This is a genomic window from Bradyrhizobium sp. SZCCHNRI3052, assembly GCF_032484895.1.
Classification (GTDB): domain Bacteria; phylum Pseudomonadota; class Alphaproteobacteria; order Rhizobiales; family Xanthobacteraceae; genus Bradyrhizobium.
Genome location: NZ_JAUETW010000012.1, coordinates 127,555 through 146,940 on the forward strand (window position 1 = coordinate 127,555; position 19,386 = coordinate 146,940).

Here is a 19,386-nt window from a genome sequence, read left to right on the forward strand (position 1 = left end):
GCTGTCCTGCCGAGCTGACCTTCACGGACCTTTCATGCTCTCCTTCATCGCCCAGCGCGTCGTGAAAGGCGTCATCGTCCTTCTCGCCATCATCGTGCTGAATTTCTTCCTGATCCGGCTGGCGCCGGGCGATCCGGCCGTGGTCATGGCCGGCGAGGCCGGTGCCTCGGACCAGATCTTCGTGGCGCAGTTGCGCGAAAAATTCGGCCTCGACCGTCCGCTGCCGGAGCAGCTCCTCATCTACGTCAAGGGTATCGCCAGCCTGGATCTCGGCTTCTCGTTCCGCCAGCAGGCGCCGGTCGCCAGGCTGATCGCCGAGCGATTGCCGGCGACCCTGCTGCTGACGCTCACGGCGTTCGCGATCTCGCTCGGTCTCGGCATCCTGTTCGGCGCGCTCGCCGCGCGCTTCGCCGGCACGTTCCTCGATACTGCAATTACCGTGCTCGCGTTGATCTTCTACGCGACGCCGCTGTTCTGGATCGCGCTGATCGCGATCCTGCTGTTCTCGGTCTGGGTCGATTGGCTGCCGAGCTTCGGCTATGAAACGGTCGGTGCCGGCTATACGGGAGTCCGCCACGCGCTCGACGTCGCCGCACATCTCGCGATGCCGGCTGCGACGCTCGGCCTGTTCTTCATGGCGACCTACACCCGCATGACCCGCGCTTCGATGCTCGAGGTCAAGCGGCTCGACTTCGTCAAGACCGCGCGCGCCAAGGGCCTGCGTGATGGCGTCATCCTGCGCCGCCACGTGCTGCGCAACGCGCTGCTGCCGGTGGTGACGCTCGCCGGCGTCCACGCCGGAACGCTGGTCGGCGGCGCGGTATTGACCGAGACCGTGTTCGCCTGGCCCGGCATCGGCCGGCTGATGTACGACGCGCTGATCCAGCGCGACTACAATCTGCTGCTCGGCGTCTTCGTGGTCTCCTCGGCCATGGTGCTGATCTTCAACCTCGTCACCGACCTCGTCTATCGCCTGGTCGATCCGCGCATCGAGTACGCGTCATGAGGCAGTTCTGGCGCACCATGCTGCGCAGCCCGAGCGGCATCATCGGGCTGATCATCCTCGCTCTGGCGATCGTCGTCGCGGTGGCCGGCCCGTTCTACTTTCCCAACTCGCCGTGGCGCATGGTGCAGCGGCCGTTCGTTCCGCCGTTCACGCTGTCGAAGGTCCCGCTCGGCACCGATGCGCTCGGCCGCGACGTGCTCGCCGGCCTGATCTTCGGCGCGCGCGTCTCGCTGCTGGTCGGCCTCGTCTCAACATTGGTGGCGTTGATCGTCGGCGTGCCGCTCGGCGCCATCGCCGGCTATTTCGGCGGTCGGGTCGATGACGCGCTGATGCGCTTTACCGAGTTCTTCCAGACCATCCCGAGTTTTGCGCTCGCGATCGTACTGGTCGCGATCCTGCAGCCCTCGATCTACTCGATCGTGGCCGCCATCGGCCTCGTCAGCTGGCCGCCGGTGGCGCGCCTCGTCCGCGGCGAGGTGCTGAGCCTGCGGACCCGCGAATATGTCCAGGCCGCGATCGTCACCGGCCAGCGCAATGCCTGGATCATCTGGCGCGAGATCCTGCCCAATGCGCTGTCGCCGGTGATCGTGCTCGCCTCGCTGATGGTCGCGACCGCGATCCTGCTGGAATCCTCGCTGTCGTTCCTCGGCCTTGGCGATCCCAACCTGATCTCCTGGGGCTACATGGTCGGCGCCGGCCGCACCGTGATACGCCAGGCGTGGTGGATCACGGTGTTTCCAGGCGTTGCGATCCTGCTGTCGGTGCTCGGCCTCAATCTGATCGGCGAGGGACTGAACGATGCGCTCAACCCGCGCCTGTCACGCGAGGGCAGGTGAGCCGTGGCTGATCCCGTCGTTAGCATCAGGAATCTGCGCATTGCGCTTCCGACAGGCGCGGAGCGCGCCCATGCGGTCGACGGTGTCTCGTTTGATCTCACGGCGGGCAAGATCGTCTGCGTGGTCGGCGAATCCGGCTCCGGCAAATCGATGTGCGCGCATGCGCTGCTCGGGCTGCTGCCCGATACAGTGAAGGTCGAGAGCGGTGAGGTTCGCTTCGAGGGGCGCGACCTGCTTGCCATCGATGAGGACAGCTGGCGCGATCTGCGCGGCCGCCGCATCGCGATGGTGTTCCAGGAGCCGATGACCGCGCTCAATCCGTTGATGCGGATCGGCGAGCAACTGATGGAGGTGTTCGAGGCGCATGGTCTGCTGAGCCCCCGCGAGCGCCGCGCCAAGGCGCTGGCGCTGGTGCGCGAGGTCGGCCTGCCCGATCCCGAACGGAGCATCCGCGCCTATCCTCATCAGCTCTCCGGCGGCCAGCGCCAGCGTGCGATGATCGCGATGGCGCTGGCGCTCGAGCCTGCCGTACTCGTCGCGGACGAGCCGACCACCGCGCTCGACGTGACGACGCAGGCGCAGATCCTTAAGCTGATCCGCAACCTGCAGGCCAGCCACAACATGGCGGTGATGTTCATCACCCATGATTTCGGCGTCGTCGCCGACATCGCCGACCAGGTCGTTGTTCTGCGCCATGGCAAGGTGGTGGAGGAGGGCACGGCCGCCGCCGTGCTCGGCCAGCCGCAGCACGACTACACCAAGGCGCTGCTCGCGGCCGTGCCGTCGTTCGACCCGCCACCGCGTCAATCACGCGAGGCTGCTCCTCGGGCGGTGGAGGTGATCGGCCTCGACAAGACCTATGTGACGCCGACCGGCTGGTTCCGCCCGAAGCGCGAGACGCGCGCCGCGAATGCGGTCAATTTCGCGATCCACCAGGGCGAGACGCTCGGACTCGTCGGCGAGTCCGGCTCGGGGAAGTCATCCGTTGCGCGTCTGGTGATGCGGCTGATCGAGGCCGATCGCGGCACGGTGCGGATCGGCGATGTCGATCTCACGGCGCTGGAGGGTCGCGCCTTGCGCGCGCAGCGTCATCGCATCCAGATGATTTTCCAGGATCCGTTCGCCTCGCTCAACCCGCGCCGCAAGGTCGGCCGCATCATCGCCGACGGCATGGTCGCGCGCGGCACGCCGCTCGACGCGGCGCTGAAGCGCGCCCAGGAGCTGCTCGGCATGGTCGGGCTCGACGCCGGCGCCATCGGCCGCTATCCGCACGAATTCTCCGGCGGCCAGCGTCAACGCATCGGCATTGCGCGCGCGCTCGCGCTGGATCCGGAGATCATCGTCGCGGACGAAGCAGTGTCGGCGCTCGATGTGTCAGTCCAGGCGCAGGTGTTGCGGCTGCTGGAAGATTTGAAGGCGCGCCTTGGTCTGTCGATGCTGTTCATCACGCATGACCTGCGGGTGGCCGCGCAGATCTGCGATCGGATCGCCGTCATGCAAAAGGGCGAGATCGTCGAGCTGAAGCCGACCGCGGCGCTGTTCGCCAATCCCGAACACGCCTATACGCGCGAGCTGCTCGCTGCCGTTCCCGGCCGCAAGCACGGTACGGCGTGATTTGCGAAAGCCGGCCGCCGGCCGGAACCAGGGAGCATCGTGCTGGGTCGGGTTCAAATGCTTGCAACATCTTCGGCGTATTTGGATTATAATAAGACTGGACCCCGATGGGGCCGCAGGGTGGTCGCCCGAGCTGGTACGCGCCAAGACAGCGGGCTCGTGCTCCCTCTACCCGCGGCCGTCATTGAACCGTGCCGTGCTGCGCCAGTCTCGACAGGATGTCGCAGCGGCGTTCACCATCCCAACGAGGACTCTCATCATGTCGGAGCGCAAGCCAACGGCCGCCGTGCGCGAGGCTCAAAAAGCCTTCAAGCCGGCCGAGCCGACGAGAAGCGATTATGAAAAGGCGCAGAGCGCCTTCGATCAGAACCGCGAGCGACTGAAGGCCGAGCGATTGGCGCGTGAAGCGGCTGACGGCGCCGGCAAACAGCCGAAGAAGCTGGCGTGAACCGCCAGCCTCTTCCCGTCGATTTCGGCGGGCATGCCGTCGCTCGCTCAGCTGCGCGGGGGCGTAGCGGTAAGCTGGTCCCGCGGCCGTTCACGATCGGTGTGCGTCGAGGTCGTTGAGGGGAGCGCGCCCGGCCGCGCTGCAGGTACCTTCTTGACCGGCGCCGGCAGCAACCCTTCGCGGATGGCCTGCTTGCGCGCGACTTTGCGGTGGCGCCTGATCGCATCGGATTTCTCGCGTGTCTTGCGTTCCGATGGCTTCTCATAGGATCTGCGGCGCTTCATCTCGCGGAATACGCCTTCGCGCTGCATCTTCCGCTTCAGGATGCGCAACGCCTTCTCGACGTCGTTGTCACGAACAAGAACCTGCAAAAGTGTCCTCCTTGTCTTCATCTCTATCGATGAAATTCGGTTGGCAAAGCCGATCGGCGCTGCGGCGGGGAGAGCGGCGCGCTCAGCAGAGCGGCGTCAATGAAACGTGTTGCTCACAATGTGATGAGTCACGATACGTGCGAGACACGGTGATCCCCTTCGTCGGAAGGCGGGAGCACGAGTGTCTCTCAGCCATCGATGGCCATGCCGTTACCGATGGTGCTATGAAGATAAGGGCAATCTGCTGATATTGCCAGCGCGAGCCGACTCAACGGTTCCGGCCCTCGGCAAACTATATTTGCTGCGCGGCCTTGTAATCCCCCAGAAAATCTCTACCTTGAGGTAGTTCGATTAGCCGCTGTGCCTTTCTGAATGTGCCTGTGGGCTATTTCCAAAAGTCATCGCTCAGTTGAATGAGATCGCGTGATGGTCGCGCGATGAATGATTTGGAGATAGACATGCAGGGTACGGTCAAGTGGTTCAATGGCCAGAAGGGCTTTGGTTTCATTCAGCCGCAGGATGGCGGGAACGACGTGTTCGTTCACATCAGCGCGGTTGAACGCGCTGGTCTCGCCGGTCTGGCTGAAGGCCAGAAAGTCAGTTTTGAGGTCAAGACGGACAAGATGCGCGGCAAAACCAGCGCAGAAAATCTCGCGCTGGTCTGATCGCACTGATCTGACGTCTCTGACGTCTTGGGCCATTTCACGGATGTACTGAAATGGCTGGTTTGCCCGCTCGATCCTGTATTGAGCGGGCTTTCTGCGTCTCGACGGTAACCCGAGTCTCCGGAAGGATCAGTCGATGGCCACCAAGAAGATGTCAGAACGCTCCCCCGAAAGCATTGCGCGGTCAGAGCGCCAGCGCGTCGCCGCCGAGGACGGGGCGAAGGCGCGCGCCGAATGGGATCAACGCGCGACGGCGGTCCGCAAGAACATGGAGCGGCTGCGCGTGTTGCGGCTCGCCAAGGAAGCGGAAGCTGCGCAAGCCGGTTCTGATGCGGCGCCTGCGCCGAAGCGGCGGAAGAAGGTCGCTCGCTAGGGCTGTCTCGTCTCGCCTTCCGACGTCGACTGCCCGGTGGAACTATCGGAACTTCAGATCCGTTGCCGGTGCTCGAACAGACGGGCGATCCATGCCTGATCATTACGTCTCAACCGCGTCCCGCGTACAGACCCGACCTTCGTACCGAGGAGGCTGACGTGGCCAAGTCGACAGCTACAGACGTTCGCATCGCCAAGGACGAGACGCAGCGTGGAGGCCAGACGATCGCATTCGCGCTCGCAATCGGCGCCACGCGGCAGGTCTGTCATCTCGAGACCTGCTTCTGCACACGCAACCAGGCATTCGCCTATCTGCAGCGAAACCGCACGGCGTTCGAGCAGATGGCACGCGAGCAGTTCGCCCGTGGCGAGGTAACCGACGGCGTCATCCATCTGCGCATGATCTGAGGCGATCCGCCACACGCGGGCTTCTGAAGACGCTGCCCGACGCGCAACGCGCCGTTGCTGCTACTCCGCCTTCTGTTTGACCGGAAGCGGTACGCGCTCATAGGACGCGGGCAGATTGACGGGCCGGTAGTCCTGCGATTCCGCGATCCGCATCAGCACGCTCTCGTGGATGAACGCGCCCTCGGGAATGAAGCGCGGCTCGCAATTCGGAACGTACAATCCGAAATGCGCCTTGCGCTCCGGCCACTCCTTGTACGTCGCGCTCTTCGGCAGCCATTCCAGCAGCCGCCAGGCCGGCGTCATCGAATCGTGCAGGGGCCCCTGGACGCTCGGCGCCACATAGGAGAACGGGCTGTTCTTGCGCTGCACGCCCCAGGCGAGCTGATTCACCGTGCGCGGATTGACCGTCAGCCCGGCCTCGACCGCCTCGTCGATCATCCACAGCAGCGGATATTTCGAAGCCGCCGACCGCACCTCGGGATAGCCGCCGCCGACGTCGGAATGCACGCCGGCGAACCACACCTGTTTGGCGTCCTGCGGTCGCGCCTGCGCCTTGTTGAAGCGGTTCGGCGTGAAGGTCTGCGGCATCCCCCACGGCTTCAGCCGGAACATGCAGCGGCGCTCGTCGATCGCCGCAGCCTGACGGAAGATCTTCACGCTCGGGTTCTCGATCGTGAAGGCGAGCTCCTCGAGGCTCGGCAGCGCAAACAGCCGGTCGGTGCGCGGCACGATCACGCTCGCCACCGTGTCCCACACGCCGACGAAATGGATCGTCGGCCAGCGCGTCGAGGTGATCCGCGCGAACTGCGCGGCCTGGTCGTCGCGGCTCTCCGGGATCGGCCCGTCCTCCTCGGTGCTCTCGAGCTCCTTGGTGATGCCGCGCCCGGCCTTCGGATTGTCGGAGGAGTACTTCTTGTAGGCGATCACGCCCGGGCCGACGAGATTGATCTGACCCGGCGAGATCAGCCCGATCTTGTGGATCAGCCCGGCGAGCACGCGCACGGTGTAGGCGCCCCGCGAGAAGCCGAACAGGAAGATGCGGTCGCCGTCCTGGTACTGCGTGGTCAGGAAAGAGTAGGCGTTGATGACGTTGTCGTCGAGGCCGTAGCCCGTCGCGAGCCCCAGCACCATGTTGAAATTGGCCTTGAAGCGATGCCAGCTGTCGGGCTGCGTCAACGTGCCGACGCCGGGATCGTAGAACACGACCTGATGCGGTGTCGTCTTGTCGGTCTTGCGCAGGCACCGATAGAGCTTGAGCACGTTCGAGATGTTCTCGCTGATCTCGTTGCCGGTGCCGTCGCAGCAGATGACAATATTCTTCATGGCAAAGGAATGTCCGCAATAATGCTACCGCAACGAGTGTAGAGCATCCGGCTGGTGTTGGGGAGGTCGGTTCCCTATGGCACTTCGTCTGGGTCGCTGTTGCGCGCGGCGCGGCGGACATCGCGAAGTGACTGCGGGGCGCCGTTGTACGAACGGATGGTCACCCGACCTGTCCTGCCGCCCCGCGCCGGCTGTCCGTGTCCAGAGTTGTCAGTTGGTCAGGGCATCCGCAAGCAAAACGGCCGGATCTCTCGACCCGGCCGTTTCGACATCTCGTTCAGCTTGAAGCCCCGCCCGTGACGCGTCCGGCTTCTGCATCAATCCTGAATTTCGGCTCGCTTTCTCAGCTCGCCTTGGCGACCGGGGCAGCGTCCGCCGCCTTCTTCTCGATGGCGCGCTTCAGCTCCAGTGCGCGCGGCGACAGGGTCGCGGCGTTGGCCTTGAGCAGATAGGCATCGAGGCCGCCATTGTGGTCGACGCTCTTGAGCGCGTTGGTGGAGACGCGCAGGCGCACGTTGCGGCCGAGTGCATCCGAGATGAAGGTCACGTTGCACAGGTTCGGCAGGAAGCGCCGCTTGGTCTTGATGTTGGAGTGGCTGACCTTGTGGCCAACCTGGGGACCCTTGGCCGTCAGTTCACAGCGCCGCGACATGGCAATAAATCCTCTCTCATCCCCGCACCCTTCGTCCGCCTATGTCGGCGGGCCGCGGGGGTCCAAAACTCGTCCAGCTCGTCTCTGGGAGATGCGGTCCTATAGGGGGGATGCGGCTTTTCGTCAAGGTTTTGAAGGCCGCAGCAAATAGAGGGAGCCGGGCCGGCGAACCCGAAGGGCGCGACCCGTGCATCCTCCTGGTCGGGCCGAAGTCGCCAACCACCAGAAAAGCAGGCGTATAATCAATAGTATAGCCGATAGTTTAGACCATATAAAGGGCGCATTCGGACGTGATGGATGGATATCCCGCGAACAGTCCGAAATGCCGGAATGGCGGCATGCTGGCGCGGTCGGAGGTTCGCGGCTCGGTTCCGGCAGAGCTGCGGACGACGGTCTGAGTGCTGTTCAGCCGCAAAGCGCTGGACAAACCGCCATTGTCGGACGGTTCGCGTTGTTTGAAGGCGTTTTTGGCTTAAGTAGCAAGGACGGCGCGCCGGATCGGTCCGGCGCTCAGGCAGGCGGATCGGTAGGATCATTCGTCACGTGACCATCATCTCGGTTCCCTCATTTCTCTCCTGCCGCCTGGCCGCGGCCGGGGCAGCGCTCTGCCTGTTGTTGCTGGCGCAAAACGCCCAGGCGCAGGCTCGGTTGGACGCTCAATACGAGGCTTCCCTGGCTGGCATCCCCGTCGGCAAGGGCACCTGGGCGGTCGAGATCGGGGATGATCAGTATGGCGCCGCGGCTCAGGGCGGCACCGCCGGCCTGCTCAAGAGCTTCTCGCAAGGATCAGGCACCGGCTCGGTGCAGGGACGCGTCGTCAACGGCGCCCTGGTCGGCCAGAGCTACCAGGCCTCGACCACGACGGGAAAGAAATCCGAGCAGATCCGCATCAATCTGCAGAACGGTACTGTGAAGGACTTCGCCATCGAGCCGGCGCCCCCGGTCGATCCCGACCGCATTCCGGTGACGGATGCCCACAAGCGTGGCGTGCTCGATCCGATGACGGCCTCTCTGGTGCGCGTGCCGGGCAACGGCGAGCTGCTGTCGCCGGACTCGTGCCGCGGCGCTGCGCCCGTGTTCGACGGCCGCATGCGCTACGAGCTCAAGCTCGACTACAAGCGCATGGAGAACGTCAAGGCGGACAAGGGTTATCGTGGCCCGGCGCTGGTCTGCGCGATCTACTTCACGCCAGTCGCGGGCTACATCCCGGACCGGCCGGTCATCAAATATCTGGCTCAGGCCCGCAACATGGAGATCTTCTTCGTGCCGATCGCCGGCACCCGTGTGCTGGTGCCGTTCAAGATGGTGATCCCGACCCCGCTGGGGACCGCGATGCTGGAAGCGACGTCGTTCATCACCCAGGCGGCGCCGCACGTCGCCAAGACCCAGTAGTGCGTCGTTTCGCTGCTCCTCCACATCGGAATCTCGTCGTTGCGGCACAGCCCCGTCAGCGGCCGTGGCGTGAAGGCCTGACGGCATGCCGTCCGCTATCGCTTGAATCCGATGGAGATTCGGGGTTCGCGCTGCATGATCTCCGGACTGACGGGCTCATGAGCTCCGATTTGTCGGGACCCCCTATGGATGCTGTCTGCTGCGCGTGAATCCGTTTGACTCTTCCCTGATTCTGATTCGACTCGGGACGCGCTGAACGCGCGCCAGTTCCATCGCGAAAGCGTTGCTTGTGGAGCCCGCGAAAACTTGATCTAGTGCTGGCTTGATGGCAGAGCGCGAGATGTTGCGGTGAACGAAGCCGGAAAGCCGACGGAGTCAGCGATTCCTTCGCGATTCGTTCTCAAGGCGTTCCGAAGCTTAAGCTGCGTCACTATATGCGTCACAATGTGAGACAGGGGTCAGCATCGCAGCCTCTCCAGACACACGATTATTCCGCATCCGTCGCGCGTGAACGGCGCGCTTCCAACGCCGGCTTCGAGACCCACATTTAACGAATGGCTTTTTCGTCCTCTTCGGCTGCCTCGCCTTTCGAGCGCACGTCCGACCGCGCTCCCGGAAGCGGCGTCACCGCCGTGCTCGGCCCCACCAACACCGGCAAGACGCATCTGGCGATCGAGCGCATGCTCGCGCATTCCTCCGGCATCATCGGACTGCCGCTGCGGCTGCTCGCGCGTGAGGTCTACAACAAGATCGCCGATCGCGTCGGCAGCGAGGCCGTCGCGCTGATCACTGGCGAGGAGAAGATCAAGCCGAAAAATCCGCGCTACTGGGTGTCGACCGTCGAAGCGATGCCCAGGGATCTCGACGTGTCGTTCCTGGCCGTCGACGAGATCCAGATCGCGTCCGATCTGGAGCGCGGCCACGTCTTCACCGACCGCATCCTCAATCGCCGCGGTCGCGACGAGACGCTGCTGCTGGGTGCTGCGACGATGCGCCCCATCATCGAGCGCCTGCTGCCGGGCGCGTCGATGGTGACACGGCCACGATTGTCGCAACTCGAATTCGCCGGTGATCGCAAGATCACGCGACAGCCGCGCCGGACCGCCATCGTGGCGTTCTCGGCCGACGAGGTCTACGCCATCGCCGAGCTGATCCGCCGCCAGCATGGCGGCGCCGCTGTCGTGCTGGGATCGCTGTCGCCGCGAACCCGCAACGCGCAGGTGGCGATGTTCCAGAACGGCGACGTCGACTATCTCGTCGCCACCGATGCGGTCGGCATGGGGCTCAATCTCGACGTCGATCACGTCGCCTTCGCGTCCGACCGCAAATATGACGGCTATCAGTTCCGCCGGCTCACGCCGTCGGAATTTGCCCAGATCGCCGGCCGTGCCGGACGCGCGACGCGCAATGGCACGTTCGGTACCACCGGACGTTGTGCGCCATTCGAGCCCGAGCTGGTCAATGCGCTCCAGAACCATGCCTTCGATACCGTGAAGGTGCTGCAATGGCGCAACTCCCGGCTTGATTTCGCGTCCTTGAGCGCGCTTCAGGTCTCCCTGGCGGTCGCGCCGGCGCATGAGGCGCTGACGCGCGCGCCGATTGCGGAGGATCTGCGCGTGCTCGATCACGCCGCGCGCGATGCCGAGGTGCGCGACATGGCTCACGGCGCGGCCGCGGTCGAGCGTCTGTGGGAAACCTGCCAGATTCCCGACTATCGCAGGCTGTCGCCGGCCGCCCATGCGGAGCTGGTGACCACAGTGTTCGGCTTCCTGATGCAGAAGGGGCGTATTCCGGACGCCTGGTACGCGGCCCAGGTCGATCAGGCCGACCGCGTCGATGGCGACATCGATACGCTGTCGGGGCGGATTGCACAGATCCGTACCTGGACCTTCGTGGCCAACCGGCCCGACTGGCTGCGCGACCCTGATTATTGGCAGGGGATTACCCGCGAACTCGAAAATAAATTGTCAGACGCCCTTCATGAACGGCTCACGGAGCGTTTCGTTGATCGTCGTACCAGTGTATTGATGCGGCGCCTGCGGGAGAACAGTGTTTTGAATACGGAAATCGGCAAGACCGGCGAAGTGATCGTTGAAGGGCACGCGATCGGCCGCCTGGATGGATTCACCTTCGCGCCCGACGCCGCCGAAGCCGGCTCGGAGGCCAAGGCCTTGCAGGCTGCTGCCCAGAAGGCGCTGGCCGGCGAGATCGAGGCGCGCGCCGAGAAGCTGTCCAGCGCGCCCGACGAGCACATCGTGCTCACCGCCGACGGCACGGTGCGCTGGACCGGCGACGCGGTCGCCAAGCTGGTCGCGGCCGACGACGCGCTGCATCCGCGCCTGCGCATCATCGCCGACGAGCGGCTGACCGGTGCTGCGCGCGACAAGGTCCAGGCGCGGCTCGATCTGTGGCTGAAGACGCATATCGAGAAGCTGCTCGGCCCGCTGTTCGAGTTGTCCAAGGCCGAGGACATCACCGGCATCGGCCGCGGCATCGCGTTCCAGCTGGTGGAGGCTCTCGGCGTCATCGAGCGCGCCAAGATCGCCGCCGAGATGAAGGATCTGGACCAGCCGTCGCGCGCCACCTTGCGCAAGTATGGCGTCCGCTTCGGTGCCTACCACATCTACGTCCCGGCGCTGCTCAAGCCCGCCGCGCGCGCGCTCGCTGCGCTGCTGTGGGCCGAGAAGCAGGGCAATGTCGACATGTCCGCGCTGACCGGCGCGCAGCATCTGGCGAGCTCGGGCCGGACCTCGTTCCCGGTCGACAAGGCGCTGCCGCGCGATGCCTATCGCGTGCTCGGCTACAAGCAGGCGGGCGAGCGCGCCGTGCGCGTCGACATCCTGGAGCGGCTGGCCGACCTGATTCGTCCCGCCCTGGCCTGGCGCGACAATGCACCGGGCGAAAAGCCGGCCGGCGCCTTCGACGGCCGCGGCTTCGTGGTGACGCAGGCGATGACCTCGCTCACCGGCTCGGCCGGCGAGGACTTCGCCTCGATCCTGCGCGCGCTCGGCTATCGCATGGAGAAGCGCCCGCCGCTGCCGCCCAAGCCGATTGAGAAGCCCGTCGAGGCTGCTGCCGCCGCGGGAGCCGCTGCGGAAGCCGCTCCGGCTGAGCCGGCAGATGCGCAGGCCGTGCCGGGCGAGGACCTCGCAGTTGTCGCCGGCGAGCCGGCCGACGAGCAGGTTCCCACCGTCGCGGAGGCCGCCGTCGCTCCGGTGACCGAGCAGACCGTCGCCGTGCCCGCGGTGGTCGGTGAGGAGCAGGCGGAAACCGCGTCGGTGTCGGCCCTGGCATCGCTGCCGACCGTCGATTTCGTCACGCCGGATGTGGCGGACGAGGCGTCCGTGGCCGAGTCGGCTGCCGAAAGCGTCGTCGCCGAGGCGGAAACCGCCGTCGCTGCGGATGCGCCGCAGGCCGAAGCCGCCCAGGCCGTCGCGAACGAGGCAACGAGCATCGGCGACGCGTCGGCTGAAGCTGCCGCGCCGGAAACTGCTGCTGGATCGACCGCTACCGAGGCTTCTCCCGCCGAGGCCGCGCCTGCTGCCGAGCCCGTCCTGGTCGAGGTCTGGCGGCCGGGCGGGCGCTCGGAGGAGCGCCGGCCGCGCCATGACCATCATCATCGCGGCCGGCCCAACCGTCCGCAGCATGAGCGCGGGCAGGCTGCCGGCGGCGGCCAGGCACCGGCCGGGACCGCTCCGGCCGAGGGCGGCGAGGCACGCGAGCGCCATCACCGCGGCCATGGCCGGCGCGACCGGATGAAGGAGTTCGGCAAGGACTTCCGCAAGGGCCCGCCGGAGGCTGGTGCGGCTCCACCAGCCGAGGGCGCATCGGCACCGGCGCGCGAGGATCGCGGGCCGCGCCGCGATCATGATGCCAAGGGGCGCGACCAGAACCGGGATCGCAACAAGGGTGGCAAGTTCGGCGGTGACCGCGAGGGGCGCGGCGGCCGCGACTTCGGCAAGGGTGGCCGCGACAAGCGCGACAGCGGCCCGGCGCTGCGGCCCTACGCATCGAGCAGCGGCGGCGGCCGGGATCGCGACCGTCCGGTCGATCCCAATTCGCCGTTCGCCAAGCTCGCCGCGCTCAAGGAGCAACTCGCGGGGAACAACCGCAAGGACTGAGCGGCAAGATCGGTTGGCAAGATTGGTTGGAAGGACAACGCCGACGTCCGACACCCCGTCAGAGCGCCAGCGCCTCGACAGATGGCTGTGGCATGCGCGGCTGGTGAAGGCGCGCACCAGCGCCACGGCGCTGGTGTCGTCGGGGCATGTCCGGGTCAATGGTGTGCGCGAGACCTCGCCGGGCCATGGGGTGAAGACCGGTGATGTGCTGACCATCGCGCTCGATCGCAGCGTGCGCGTGCTCAAGGTGACCGGCTTTGCCGAGCGTCGCGGCGACGCTGCCTCGGTGCGCGGACTGTACGATGATCTGGATGGCGGACGATCCTGATCGATTGCGCCGGAGCAATGTCCGGTTCAGTTCTTCGCCCCGCTTCACTTGCGGCACATCACGTCCTGCGCTAGTCCAAGCCAGCCGAATTGTCGATCCGTTCCGGAGCCTTGGATGACTTACGTCGTCACCGAAAACTGTATCAAGTGCAAATACACCGACTGCGTTGAGGTCTGCCCGGTAGACTGCTTCTACGAGGGCGACAACATGCTGGTCATTCATCCGGACGAATGCATCGATTGCGGCGTGTGCGAGCCGGAATGCCCGGCCGACGCGATCAAGCCGGATACCGAGCCGGGGCTGGAGAAGTGGCTGGGCGTGAACGCCGAATATGCCAAGTCCTGGCCCAACATCACCCAGAAGAAGGACCCGCCGGCCGACGCCAAGGAGCACGACGGCGAGGATGGAAAGTTCCAGAAATATTTTTCGTCGAAGCCCGGCGCCGGAGACTGACGGTCGTCTCGCCACCTGCGCGTCACCAGCGCGCCCCGGCCTGCGGGGCGCCATCGCGCCGATCGAAATCGTTGCGCGGAAACAATGGCCTAGAACACCTCATGCGGTGAGCGGGAACCGCTGCATGAGTTGTTCTATTCCGGCACGTTGCACTTAACCCTAACTTCGTGGATCCGTCACAATACCGCCCCTGCGGCCTCTAAATCATTGATTTTTGCGGCAAATGTGCTATATATAGCACATTCTCAGAGCCGAACCCGGCCATGCGTAACCTTTTTTGGCCGCCCTTTTAGGTTCCCGCAACATCAAACAGGGGCGTGGCAGTTCCGCGCGCAGGCTGTGTCACAGAAAACGCGTAAAAAGAGTGCTTCCAAGAGTACAAAAAAAGCCGCCGCGGCCAGCCGCAGCGTTTCCAAGGGCCGTGCCCGGGCTCCTGTAAAGGAGATTCGGGCTGCCGCGAAGGCCTCGGCTGCCAAGTCCACCAAGAACAAAAGAAGCGCAATGCCTGAAAAGACTGCCAAGACTGCCGCGAAAGCATCCGCCGCGAAGACCACTCTTGCAAAGGACTCTGTTGCCAAGGCTGCGCCTGCCAAGGCCGCCGCTGCGCCCAAGGCTGCCACCAAGACCGCCGTTCCCGCGGCCGCTGCCCCTGTTGCCAAGCCCGCCGTCGCCGCCAAGCCGGCTGCTCCCGCCGCGGCCGCGCCGCGCGTCGAGGAAAAGAAGCTGCCGACCCAGCGCCAGGGCTTCAAGACCAACGAATTCGTCGTCTATCCGGCTCACGGCGTCGGCCAGATCCTGGCCATCGAGGAGCAGGAGATCGCGGGCGCCAAGCTCGAGCTGTTCGTCATCAACTTCATCAAGGACAAGATGACGCTGCGGGTGCCGACCGCCAAGGTCGCCAATGTCGGCATGCGCAAGCTGTCCGACCCGGCGCTGGTGAAGAAGGCGCTGGAGACCCTGAAGGGCCGCGCCCGCGTCAAGCGCACCATGTGGTCGCGTCGCGCCCAGGAATACGAAGCGAAGATCAATTCGGGCGACATCGTCGCGATCGCGGAGGTCGTGCGCGATCTCTACCGTTCGGAGTCGCAGCCCGAGCAGTCCTACAGCGAACGCCAACTCTACGAAGCGGCGCTCGACCGTCTGTCGCGCGAGATCGCCGTCGTGCAGCACTCGACCGAGACCGAGGCCGTCAAGGAGATCGAGACGCAGCTCGCCAAGAGCCCGCGCCGCGGTGCCAAGACCGAAGCCGATGCGGTCGCCGAAGGTGATGCCGACGCCGAGGGCGATGATATCGACGGCGACGATACCGCCGTGGCCGACGAGGCCGCCTGATCGACCGTTTGCACGTTTTCCAATTAGTTGCTTAGCGAAGCCCGGCCGCGAGGTCGGGCTTTTTGCTTTGCGCGTTTCGCCGCGACTCTCGCGTGGTTGGGCAGATGATAGCGGATTGTCGGCCAAAGGCCGCTCCATCACATAGAAGGCCGCAACCGTAGCCCGCTCGCGCCCCGCGCAGCCCGACCGGAGCGGCGATACCGGCGCGCTGGCGCAGCTCAAGCAGATGACCGCCAAAATCGAGCGGCGCGCGCCAGTGTTCGGCGAAGCGCAACCTGCGCGACGACCGCCGTCAGGCTGGCCGTTCTGAGCAGATCATTTCCGAAGTCGTGGGCCGGCTGCTGAAGGCCCGTTCGCGTCCGCTCACTCCACCACGATCTTGACCCGGTCGCGGACCTTGACCTGGGCGCGGGCGTCGAGGCCGTTGAGAACGCGGAAGCGCTCGACCGGGCGGTCGACGCCGGTCATGCGGTGCGCAAGCGATTCGACGGTATCGCCCGGCTGCACGGTGATCACCTTGATGCGCAGCGGCCGGGCCGACTGGATCTCCTCCAGGCTGAGCCGCCGGAACGAGTTCACCGTCTCCCGCGCATTCCGCTCGCTCTCGGTGGATTTCTGCCGCGAGGCGAAGATGAAGCGGTAGACGTCGCTGCCGACGCGCAACGCGTAGACCTTGAACTGCCAGGGATCGCCGCTCGCCGTGGTCGAGGCCGCCGGGAAGCCGTTGATCGTCAGCTCCTCGGTCGCCGACTTGTCGACGTTCTCCATCCAGCCGGAATTCAGATAGTCGCCGAGCGTCTGCTGGGCCGGCACGCGCACCACGTCGAAGCGCATCGCCTGCGCGCCGCCTTCGCGCACGCCGATCACCGCCTGCGCGGTGTTGTCGAGCGTGAAGTTCTCCGGCGCCTGGAAGGTGAAGCCGAGCTTCGGATGCAGGAAGCGCCGGCCGCGCACGAAGCCCTCGCTCGGGTCCTCGCCGTAGACGATGTTGTCGACTGCAGCCAAGTAGGTCTCGCGGTCATGCTCCCTGGCCTCGGGGGAGACGTATTGCTTGGCGATGGCGGCGGCGTTCTGCACCCGCTCCGGCGTCGCCGGGTGCGACGACAGGAAGTCCTGCGCGCGCGGGTCGATTGCGACCTTGCCCGCCTTCAAGTCGGCATTGCGCTCCATCGAGGTCAGGAAGCGCGCCGCGCCGTAGGGATCGAACTTCGCCTTGGCGGAGATGCCGACGCCGATGCCGTCGGCCTCGAACTCCTGGGTGCGCGAGAAGCTCGCCATCGTCAGCTTGGTCTTGGCGAGCGCCAGCGCCGTCAGGTCCGGATCGTTACCCATGTCTGAGACGACGCGGGTCACCACGGCGGCCTGCCGCGCCTGGTCCTCGCGGATCGCGGCATGGCGCGCCAGCACGTGCGCCATCTCGTGGCTCAGCACCGACGACAATTCGGAGGTGTCGTTGGCGAGCGCAATCAGGCCGCGTGTCACGTAGAGCTGGCCGGTCGGCAGCGCGAAGGCGTTGACCGCACCCGAATTCAGGATCGTGACCTTGTAGCCCTGGTCGGGGCGATCGGACACGGCCACCAGCCGGTCGACGATCTTGCCGATCAGGCCCTCGAGCTGGGGATCCTCATAGGCGCCGCCATAGGTTGCAAGAATACGCTCGTGCTCGCGATCACTCGCCGGCGTCGTCTGCACCATCGCCGGCTTCGGCCGCGGCGTCGGCATCGGCGCCGTCGCCTGCTGCAACTTGCCCATGTCACTGCAACCGGCCAACGCCAGTCCCAGGCACAGCAGCGCCGGTGCGATCCGCGAACCGCAGTTCATCACCGTCATGCGCTTTCGAACAGACAGGTTCACGTCGCTACTCACGTACCTCAGCGGTCAATTCCCGCTCAAAATCTCGATCTGGGCGGTCTGTGTCAGTTCCAGTCTCGGACCGGCATGCGCCTCAACCCAACCGCGCACGCGAACCTGCCGATTCGCAAGTGATTTGACGTCGATACCGGCACCTTCCAATACCGCCATCATACGCTTTGGAATAATCACCGCGAAGCCCCGTGTCCAGCTACGAGCGAAGTTCAGATAAGTTGTTGTCCCCGTCTGTCGTACGGACAACACCTTCCCTTCGACAACCGTAAATAGCCCTACGCGAGACAAAATATCGTCTGGACTTTCCGTGTTTTTTATGACGGTCCCAATCTTCCAGAGGCCGCGCCCGGCGCTGCGTGCCTCGGCTTCCGCCGCGCCCAGGCTGAGGGCGCAATCCCGGTCGGGCAGGTCGACCCCGCGCAGCACGGCGCCCTGCCGGAGCAGCTCGCTCTGCACCGGCTGGTCTGCACCGGCCACGAAGGCGAAGGCCCGCTGCCGGCCATAGCGGTCAGGGGTGTCGTCCTCTCCGCGCAGCACGACGTCGCGGCCGCGCAGCAGCACGCCCAGCGCTTCCATCGACGTCGCGCGCTGCTCCTCCGGCGGCACCTCGATGCCGGCGAGCCTGACCTCGCGACCGTCGTCGAGACGGAAGCTGCGTGCATCGATGATCTCGCTGACGTGGCCTTCGCCGAGCTCCGCGAACATGCACGGTGTGGCGTGACTCGCCGACATCATCGCGATGGTCGCGACGCTCGCGCCGAGCGCAATCAGCCTCCGTCTGCTCCGCATCCTGCGCTCTCTCGTCATGCTGCATCATCGCACGAAATTTCCATTCCACTGAGCGGAAAGCGGCGACCGGCGACGCTTTTGCTGAGCGTGCTGAGCGCTTGCCGCATGCGAAAGCGTGCGCCATGATGCGAACTATCAAAGAGGCCGTCGCCATGTAGCGACGCGCCCGGCAGGGAGGATATCGATGAGCAGAACCATCCGCGGCGCGGCGGCGTCGTTGTTCATGCTGGCGTCGGCGCTGACGTTGTCCGCAGGCGTGGCGCATGCGCAGAGCAAGCCGCCGCTGAAGATCGGCGGCATTCTCGACATGTCGAGCCTCTACGCCGACATCACCGGTCCCGGCAGCGAGACCGCGGCGAAGATGGCGGTGGAGGATTTCGGCGGCGAGGTGCTGGGCCGCAAGATCGAGGTGATCGCGGCCGACCATCTCAACAAGGCTGATCTCGCCGCCAACATCGCGCGCGACATGCTCGACAACCAGGGCGTCGAGATGATCTGGGATGTCGCAGCCTCCGCCACCGCGCTGGCCGCCGGCGAGATCGCCAAGGCGCGCAACAAGATCATCATCTTCAATGGTCCCGGCTCTGTCAGGCTCTCCAACGAGGCCTGCGGCCCGTACACCGTGCACTACGTGTTCGACACTTTTGCGCAGGCCAACGTCACGGGCCTGGCGGCGGTGAAGTCTGGCCTCGACAGCTGGTTCTTCCTGACCGCGGACTACGCGTTCGGCCAGGATCTGGAAAAGGACACCACCGCCGTGGTGGTGAAGTCGGGCGGCAAGGTGCTCGGCAGCGTGCGTCATCCGCTCAACACCTCGGACTTCTCCTCCTTTCTGCTGCAGGCGCAGGCCTCCAAGGCCAAGGTGATCGGGCTCGCCAATGCCGGCGGCGACACCATCAACGCGATCAAGCAGGCCGCCGAATTCGGCCTCACCAAGGGCGGCCAGAAGCTGTCGCCGCTGCTCGCCTTCGTCTCCGACATCGACAGCGTCGGGCTCGAGACGGCGCAGGGGCTGCTGGTCGCGGAAGCGTTCTACTGGGATCTCAACGACGACACCCGCGCCTTCACCAAGCGCTTCATGGAGCGCACCAAGCGCGTGCCGACCTCGGCCCAGGCCGGCGTCTATTCCTCCGTCACGCACTATCTGAAAGCCGTGAAGGCCGCGGGCACCACGGATGCGGACGCCGTCATGAAGCTGATGCGGGCGACCCCGATCAACGACATGTTCGCCAAGGGCGGCCGCATCCGCGAGGACGGCCGCATGGTGCACGACATGTATCTGTTCGAGGTCAAGCAGCCATCGGAATCGAAGAGCAGGTCCGACGACTACAAGCTGCTCGCGACCGTGTCTGGCAACGAGGCGTTCCAGCCGCTGGAAGCGTCGCGCTGCCCGCTGGTGAAGAAGTGACG

Annotated in this window: 18 protein-coding genes; 13 read left to right on the forward strand and 5 right to left on the reverse strand. The window is 65.4% G+C overall.

Features of this window, described 5'->3' with window-relative positions:
- Positions 1–34 precede the first annotated feature (34 nt).
- The 4 genes from QW887_RS27305 (at position 35) to QW887_RS27320 (ending at position 3,904) form a co-directional block, all read left to right on the forward strand.
- Positions 35–1,006: an ABC transporter permease gene (locus tag QW887_RS27305; protein WP_316195452.1), complete on the forward strand. Its 972-nt coding sequence runs from the start codon at positions 35–37 to the stop codon at positions 1,004–1,006.
- A complete protein-coding gene (locus QW887_RS27310) occupies positions 1,003–1,842 on the forward strand; it encodes an ABC transporter permease (RefSeq protein ID WP_316195454.1) in 840 nt (279 codons plus the stop codon). Before QW887_RS27305 ends, QW887_RS27310 begins: the two co-directional genes overlap by 4 nt.
- A 3-nt stretch (positions 1,843–1,845) precedes the next feature.
- Positions 1,846–3,456, forward strand: a complete 1,611-nt coding sequence (locus QW887_RS27315) for an ABC transporter ATP-binding protein (RefSeq protein WP_316195456.1) — start codon at positions 1,846–1,848, stop codon at positions 3,454–3,456.
- 259 nt (positions 3,457–3,715) lie between these two features.
- The gene (locus tag QW887_RS27320) at positions 3,716–3,904 is read left to right on the forward strand and encodes a hypothetical protein (RefSeq protein WP_315715240.1); all 189 of its coding nucleotides are present in this window, start codon (positions 3,716–3,718) and stop codon (positions 3,902–3,904) included.
- Between the two features lie 47 nt (positions 3,905–3,951).
- Here QW887_RS27320 and rpsU read toward each other — a convergent pair whose 3' ends face one another.
- Positions 3,952–4,275 (reverse strand): 30S ribosomal protein S21, encoded by a 324-nt coding sequence (rpsU, locus tag QW887_RS27325; protein WP_315715241.1) that lies wholly within the window; start codon positions 4,273–4,275, stop codon positions 3,952–3,954.
- Positions 4,276–4,733: 458 nt separating this feature from the next.
- Here rpsU and QW887_RS27330 point away from each other — a divergent pair, with 458 nt between their 5' ends.
- The 3 genes from QW887_RS27330 to QW887_RS27340 all read left to right on the forward strand — a co-directional run bounded on the left by QW887_RS27330 (position 4,734) and on the right by QW887_RS27340 (position 5,720).
- Entirely contained in the window at positions 4,734–4,940 is a 207-nt protein-coding gene (locus QW887_RS27330; protein WP_315715242.1) for a cold-shock protein, read from the forward strand.
- 136 nt (positions 4,941–5,076) lie between these two features.
- The gene (locus QW887_RS27335) at positions 5,077–5,313 is read left to right on the forward strand and encodes a transcriptional regulator (RefSeq protein WP_315715243.1); all 237 of its coding nucleotides are present in this window, start codon (positions 5,077–5,079) and stop codon (positions 5,311–5,313) included.
- Positions 5,314–5,471: 158 nt separating this feature from the next.
- Complete coding sequence (locus QW887_RS27340; RefSeq protein ID WP_315715244.1) at positions 5,472–5,720, forward strand: hypothetical protein; 249 nt, start codon at positions 5,472–5,474, stop codon at positions 5,718–5,720.
- A gap of 60 nt (positions 5,721–5,780) precedes the next feature.
- On the opposite strand, the gene QW887_RS27345 is transcribed toward QW887_RS27340, so the two are convergent.
- Positions 5,781–7,043, reverse strand: a complete 1,263-nt coding sequence (locus QW887_RS27345; RefSeq protein WP_316195458.1) for a DUF2235 domain-containing protein — start codon at positions 7,041–7,043, stop codon at positions 5,781–5,783.
- A gap of 343 nt (positions 7,044–7,386) precedes the next feature.
- Positions 7,387–7,695 (reverse strand): 50S ribosomal protein L28, encoded by a 309-nt coding sequence (gene rpmB, locus QW887_RS27350; protein ID WP_172114511.1) that lies wholly within the window; start codon positions 7,693–7,695, stop codon positions 7,387–7,389.
- Positions 7,696–8,310: 615 nt separating this feature from the next.
- Here rpmB and QW887_RS27355 point away from each other — a divergent pair.
- From QW887_RS27355 to QW887_RS27375, 5 genes are all read left to right on the forward strand, one after another.
- Positions 8,311–9,087, forward strand: coding sequence for a DUF3108 domain-containing protein (locus tag QW887_RS27355; RefSeq protein ID WP_316166456.1), 777 nt, complete (start codon positions 8,311–8,313; stop codon positions 9,085–9,087).
- 554 nt (positions 9,088–9,641) lie between these two features.
- Positions 9,642–13,208, forward strand: coding sequence for a helicase-related protein (locus QW887_RS27360; RefSeq protein ID WP_315715246.1), 3,567 nt, complete (start codon positions 9,642–9,644; stop codon positions 13,206–13,208).
- 22 nt (positions 13,209–13,230) lie between these two features.
- Positions 13,231–13,536, forward strand: coding sequence for an RNA-binding S4 domain-containing protein (locus tag QW887_RS27365; protein WP_316195460.1), 306 nt, complete (start codon positions 13,231–13,233; stop codon positions 13,534–13,536).
- 114 nt (positions 13,537–13,650) lie between these two features.
- Complete coding sequence (fdxA, locus tag QW887_RS27370) at positions 13,651–13,989, forward strand: ferredoxin FdxA (protein ID WP_315715248.1); 339 nt, start codon at positions 13,651–13,653, stop codon at positions 13,987–13,989.
- A 501-nt stretch (positions 13,990–14,490) separates the two neighbouring features.
- Positions 14,491–15,321, forward strand: coding sequence for a CarD family transcriptional regulator (locus tag QW887_RS27375; RefSeq protein WP_315715249.1), 831 nt, complete (start codon positions 14,491–14,493; stop codon positions 15,319–15,321).
- A 363-nt stretch (positions 15,322–15,684) separates the two neighbouring features.
- Here the strand turns inward: QW887_RS27375 and QW887_RS27380 are convergent, their stop codons facing one another.
- Positions 15,685–17,151: a M48 family metalloprotease gene (locus tag QW887_RS27380; RefSeq protein WP_316195491.1), complete on the reverse strand. Its 1,467-nt coding sequence runs from the start codon at positions 17,149–17,151 to the stop codon at positions 15,685–15,687.
- Between the two features lie 48 nt (positions 17,152–17,199).
- On the reverse strand, positions 17,200–17,976 hold the full coding sequence (locus tag QW887_RS27385) for a thermonuclease family protein (protein WP_316166231.1): 777 nt from the start codon (positions 17,974–17,976) through the stop codon (positions 17,200–17,202).
- Between the two features lie 223 nt (positions 17,977–18,199).
- On the opposite strand from QW887_RS27385, the gene QW887_RS27390 reads away from it, so the two are divergent.
- Positions 18,200–19,384: an ABC transporter substrate-binding protein gene (locus QW887_RS27390; RefSeq protein ID WP_316195493.1), complete on the forward strand. Its 1,185-nt coding sequence runs from the start codon at positions 18,200–18,202 to the stop codon at positions 19,382–19,384.
- The last annotated feature ends 2 nt before the right edge of the window (positions 19,385–19,386 follow it).

Excerpts from the sequence above, each read along its gene's own strand:
- QW887_RS27380 (WP_316195491.1), bottom strand. The coding sequence starts at position 17,151 with ATGACGGTGATGAACTGCGGTTCGCGGATCGCACCGGCGCTGCTGTGC.
- QW887_RS27310 (WP_316195454.1), top strand. The coding sequence starts at position 1,003 with ATGAGGCAGTTCTGGCGCACCATGCTGCGCAGCCCGAGCGGCATCATC.
- QW887_RS27335 (WP_315715243.1), top strand. The coding sequence starts at position 5,077 with ATGGCCACCAAGAAGATGTCAGAACGCTCCCCCGAAAGCATTGCGCGG.
- rpmB (WP_172114511.1), bottom strand. The coding sequence starts at position 7,695 with ATGTCGCGGCGCTGTGAACTGACGGCCAAGGGTCCCCAGGTTGGCCAC.
- QW887_RS27320 (WP_315715240.1), top strand. The coding sequence starts at position 3,716 with ATGTCGGAGCGCAAGCCAACGGCCGCCGTGCGCGAGGCTCAAAAAGCC.
- QW887_RS27345 (WP_316195458.1), bottom strand. The coding sequence starts at position 7,043 with ATGAAGAATATTGTCATCTGCTGCGACGGCACCGGCAACGAGATCAGC.
- QW887_RS27390 (WP_316195493.1), top strand. The coding sequence starts at position 18,200 with ATGCTGGCGTCGGCGCTGACGTTGTCCGCAGGCGTGGCGCATGCGCAG.
- QW887_RS27360 (WP_315715246.1), top strand. The coding sequence starts at position 9,642 with ATGGCTTTTTCGTCCTCTTCGGCTGCCTCGCCTTTCGAGCGCACGTCC.
- QW887_RS27375 (WP_315715249.1), top strand. The coding sequence starts at position 14,491 with ATGCCTGAAAAGACTGCCAAGACTGCCGCGAAAGCATCCGCCGCGAAG.
- fdxA (WP_315715248.1), top strand. The coding sequence starts at position 13,651 with ATGACTTACGTCGTCACCGAAAACTGTATCAAGTGCAAATACACCGAC.
- QW887_RS27385 (WP_316166231.1), bottom strand. The coding sequence starts at position 17,976 with ATGCGGAGCAGACGGAGGCTGATTGCGCTCGGCGCGAGCGTCGCGACC.
- QW887_RS27330 (WP_315715242.1), top strand. The coding sequence starts at position 4,734 with ATGCAGGGTACGGTCAAGTGGTTCAATGGCCAGAAGGGCTTTGGTTTC.
- QW887_RS27305 (WP_316195452.1), top strand. The coding sequence starts at position 35 with ATGCTCTCCTTCATCGCCCAGCGCGTCGTGAAAGGCGTCATCGTCCTT.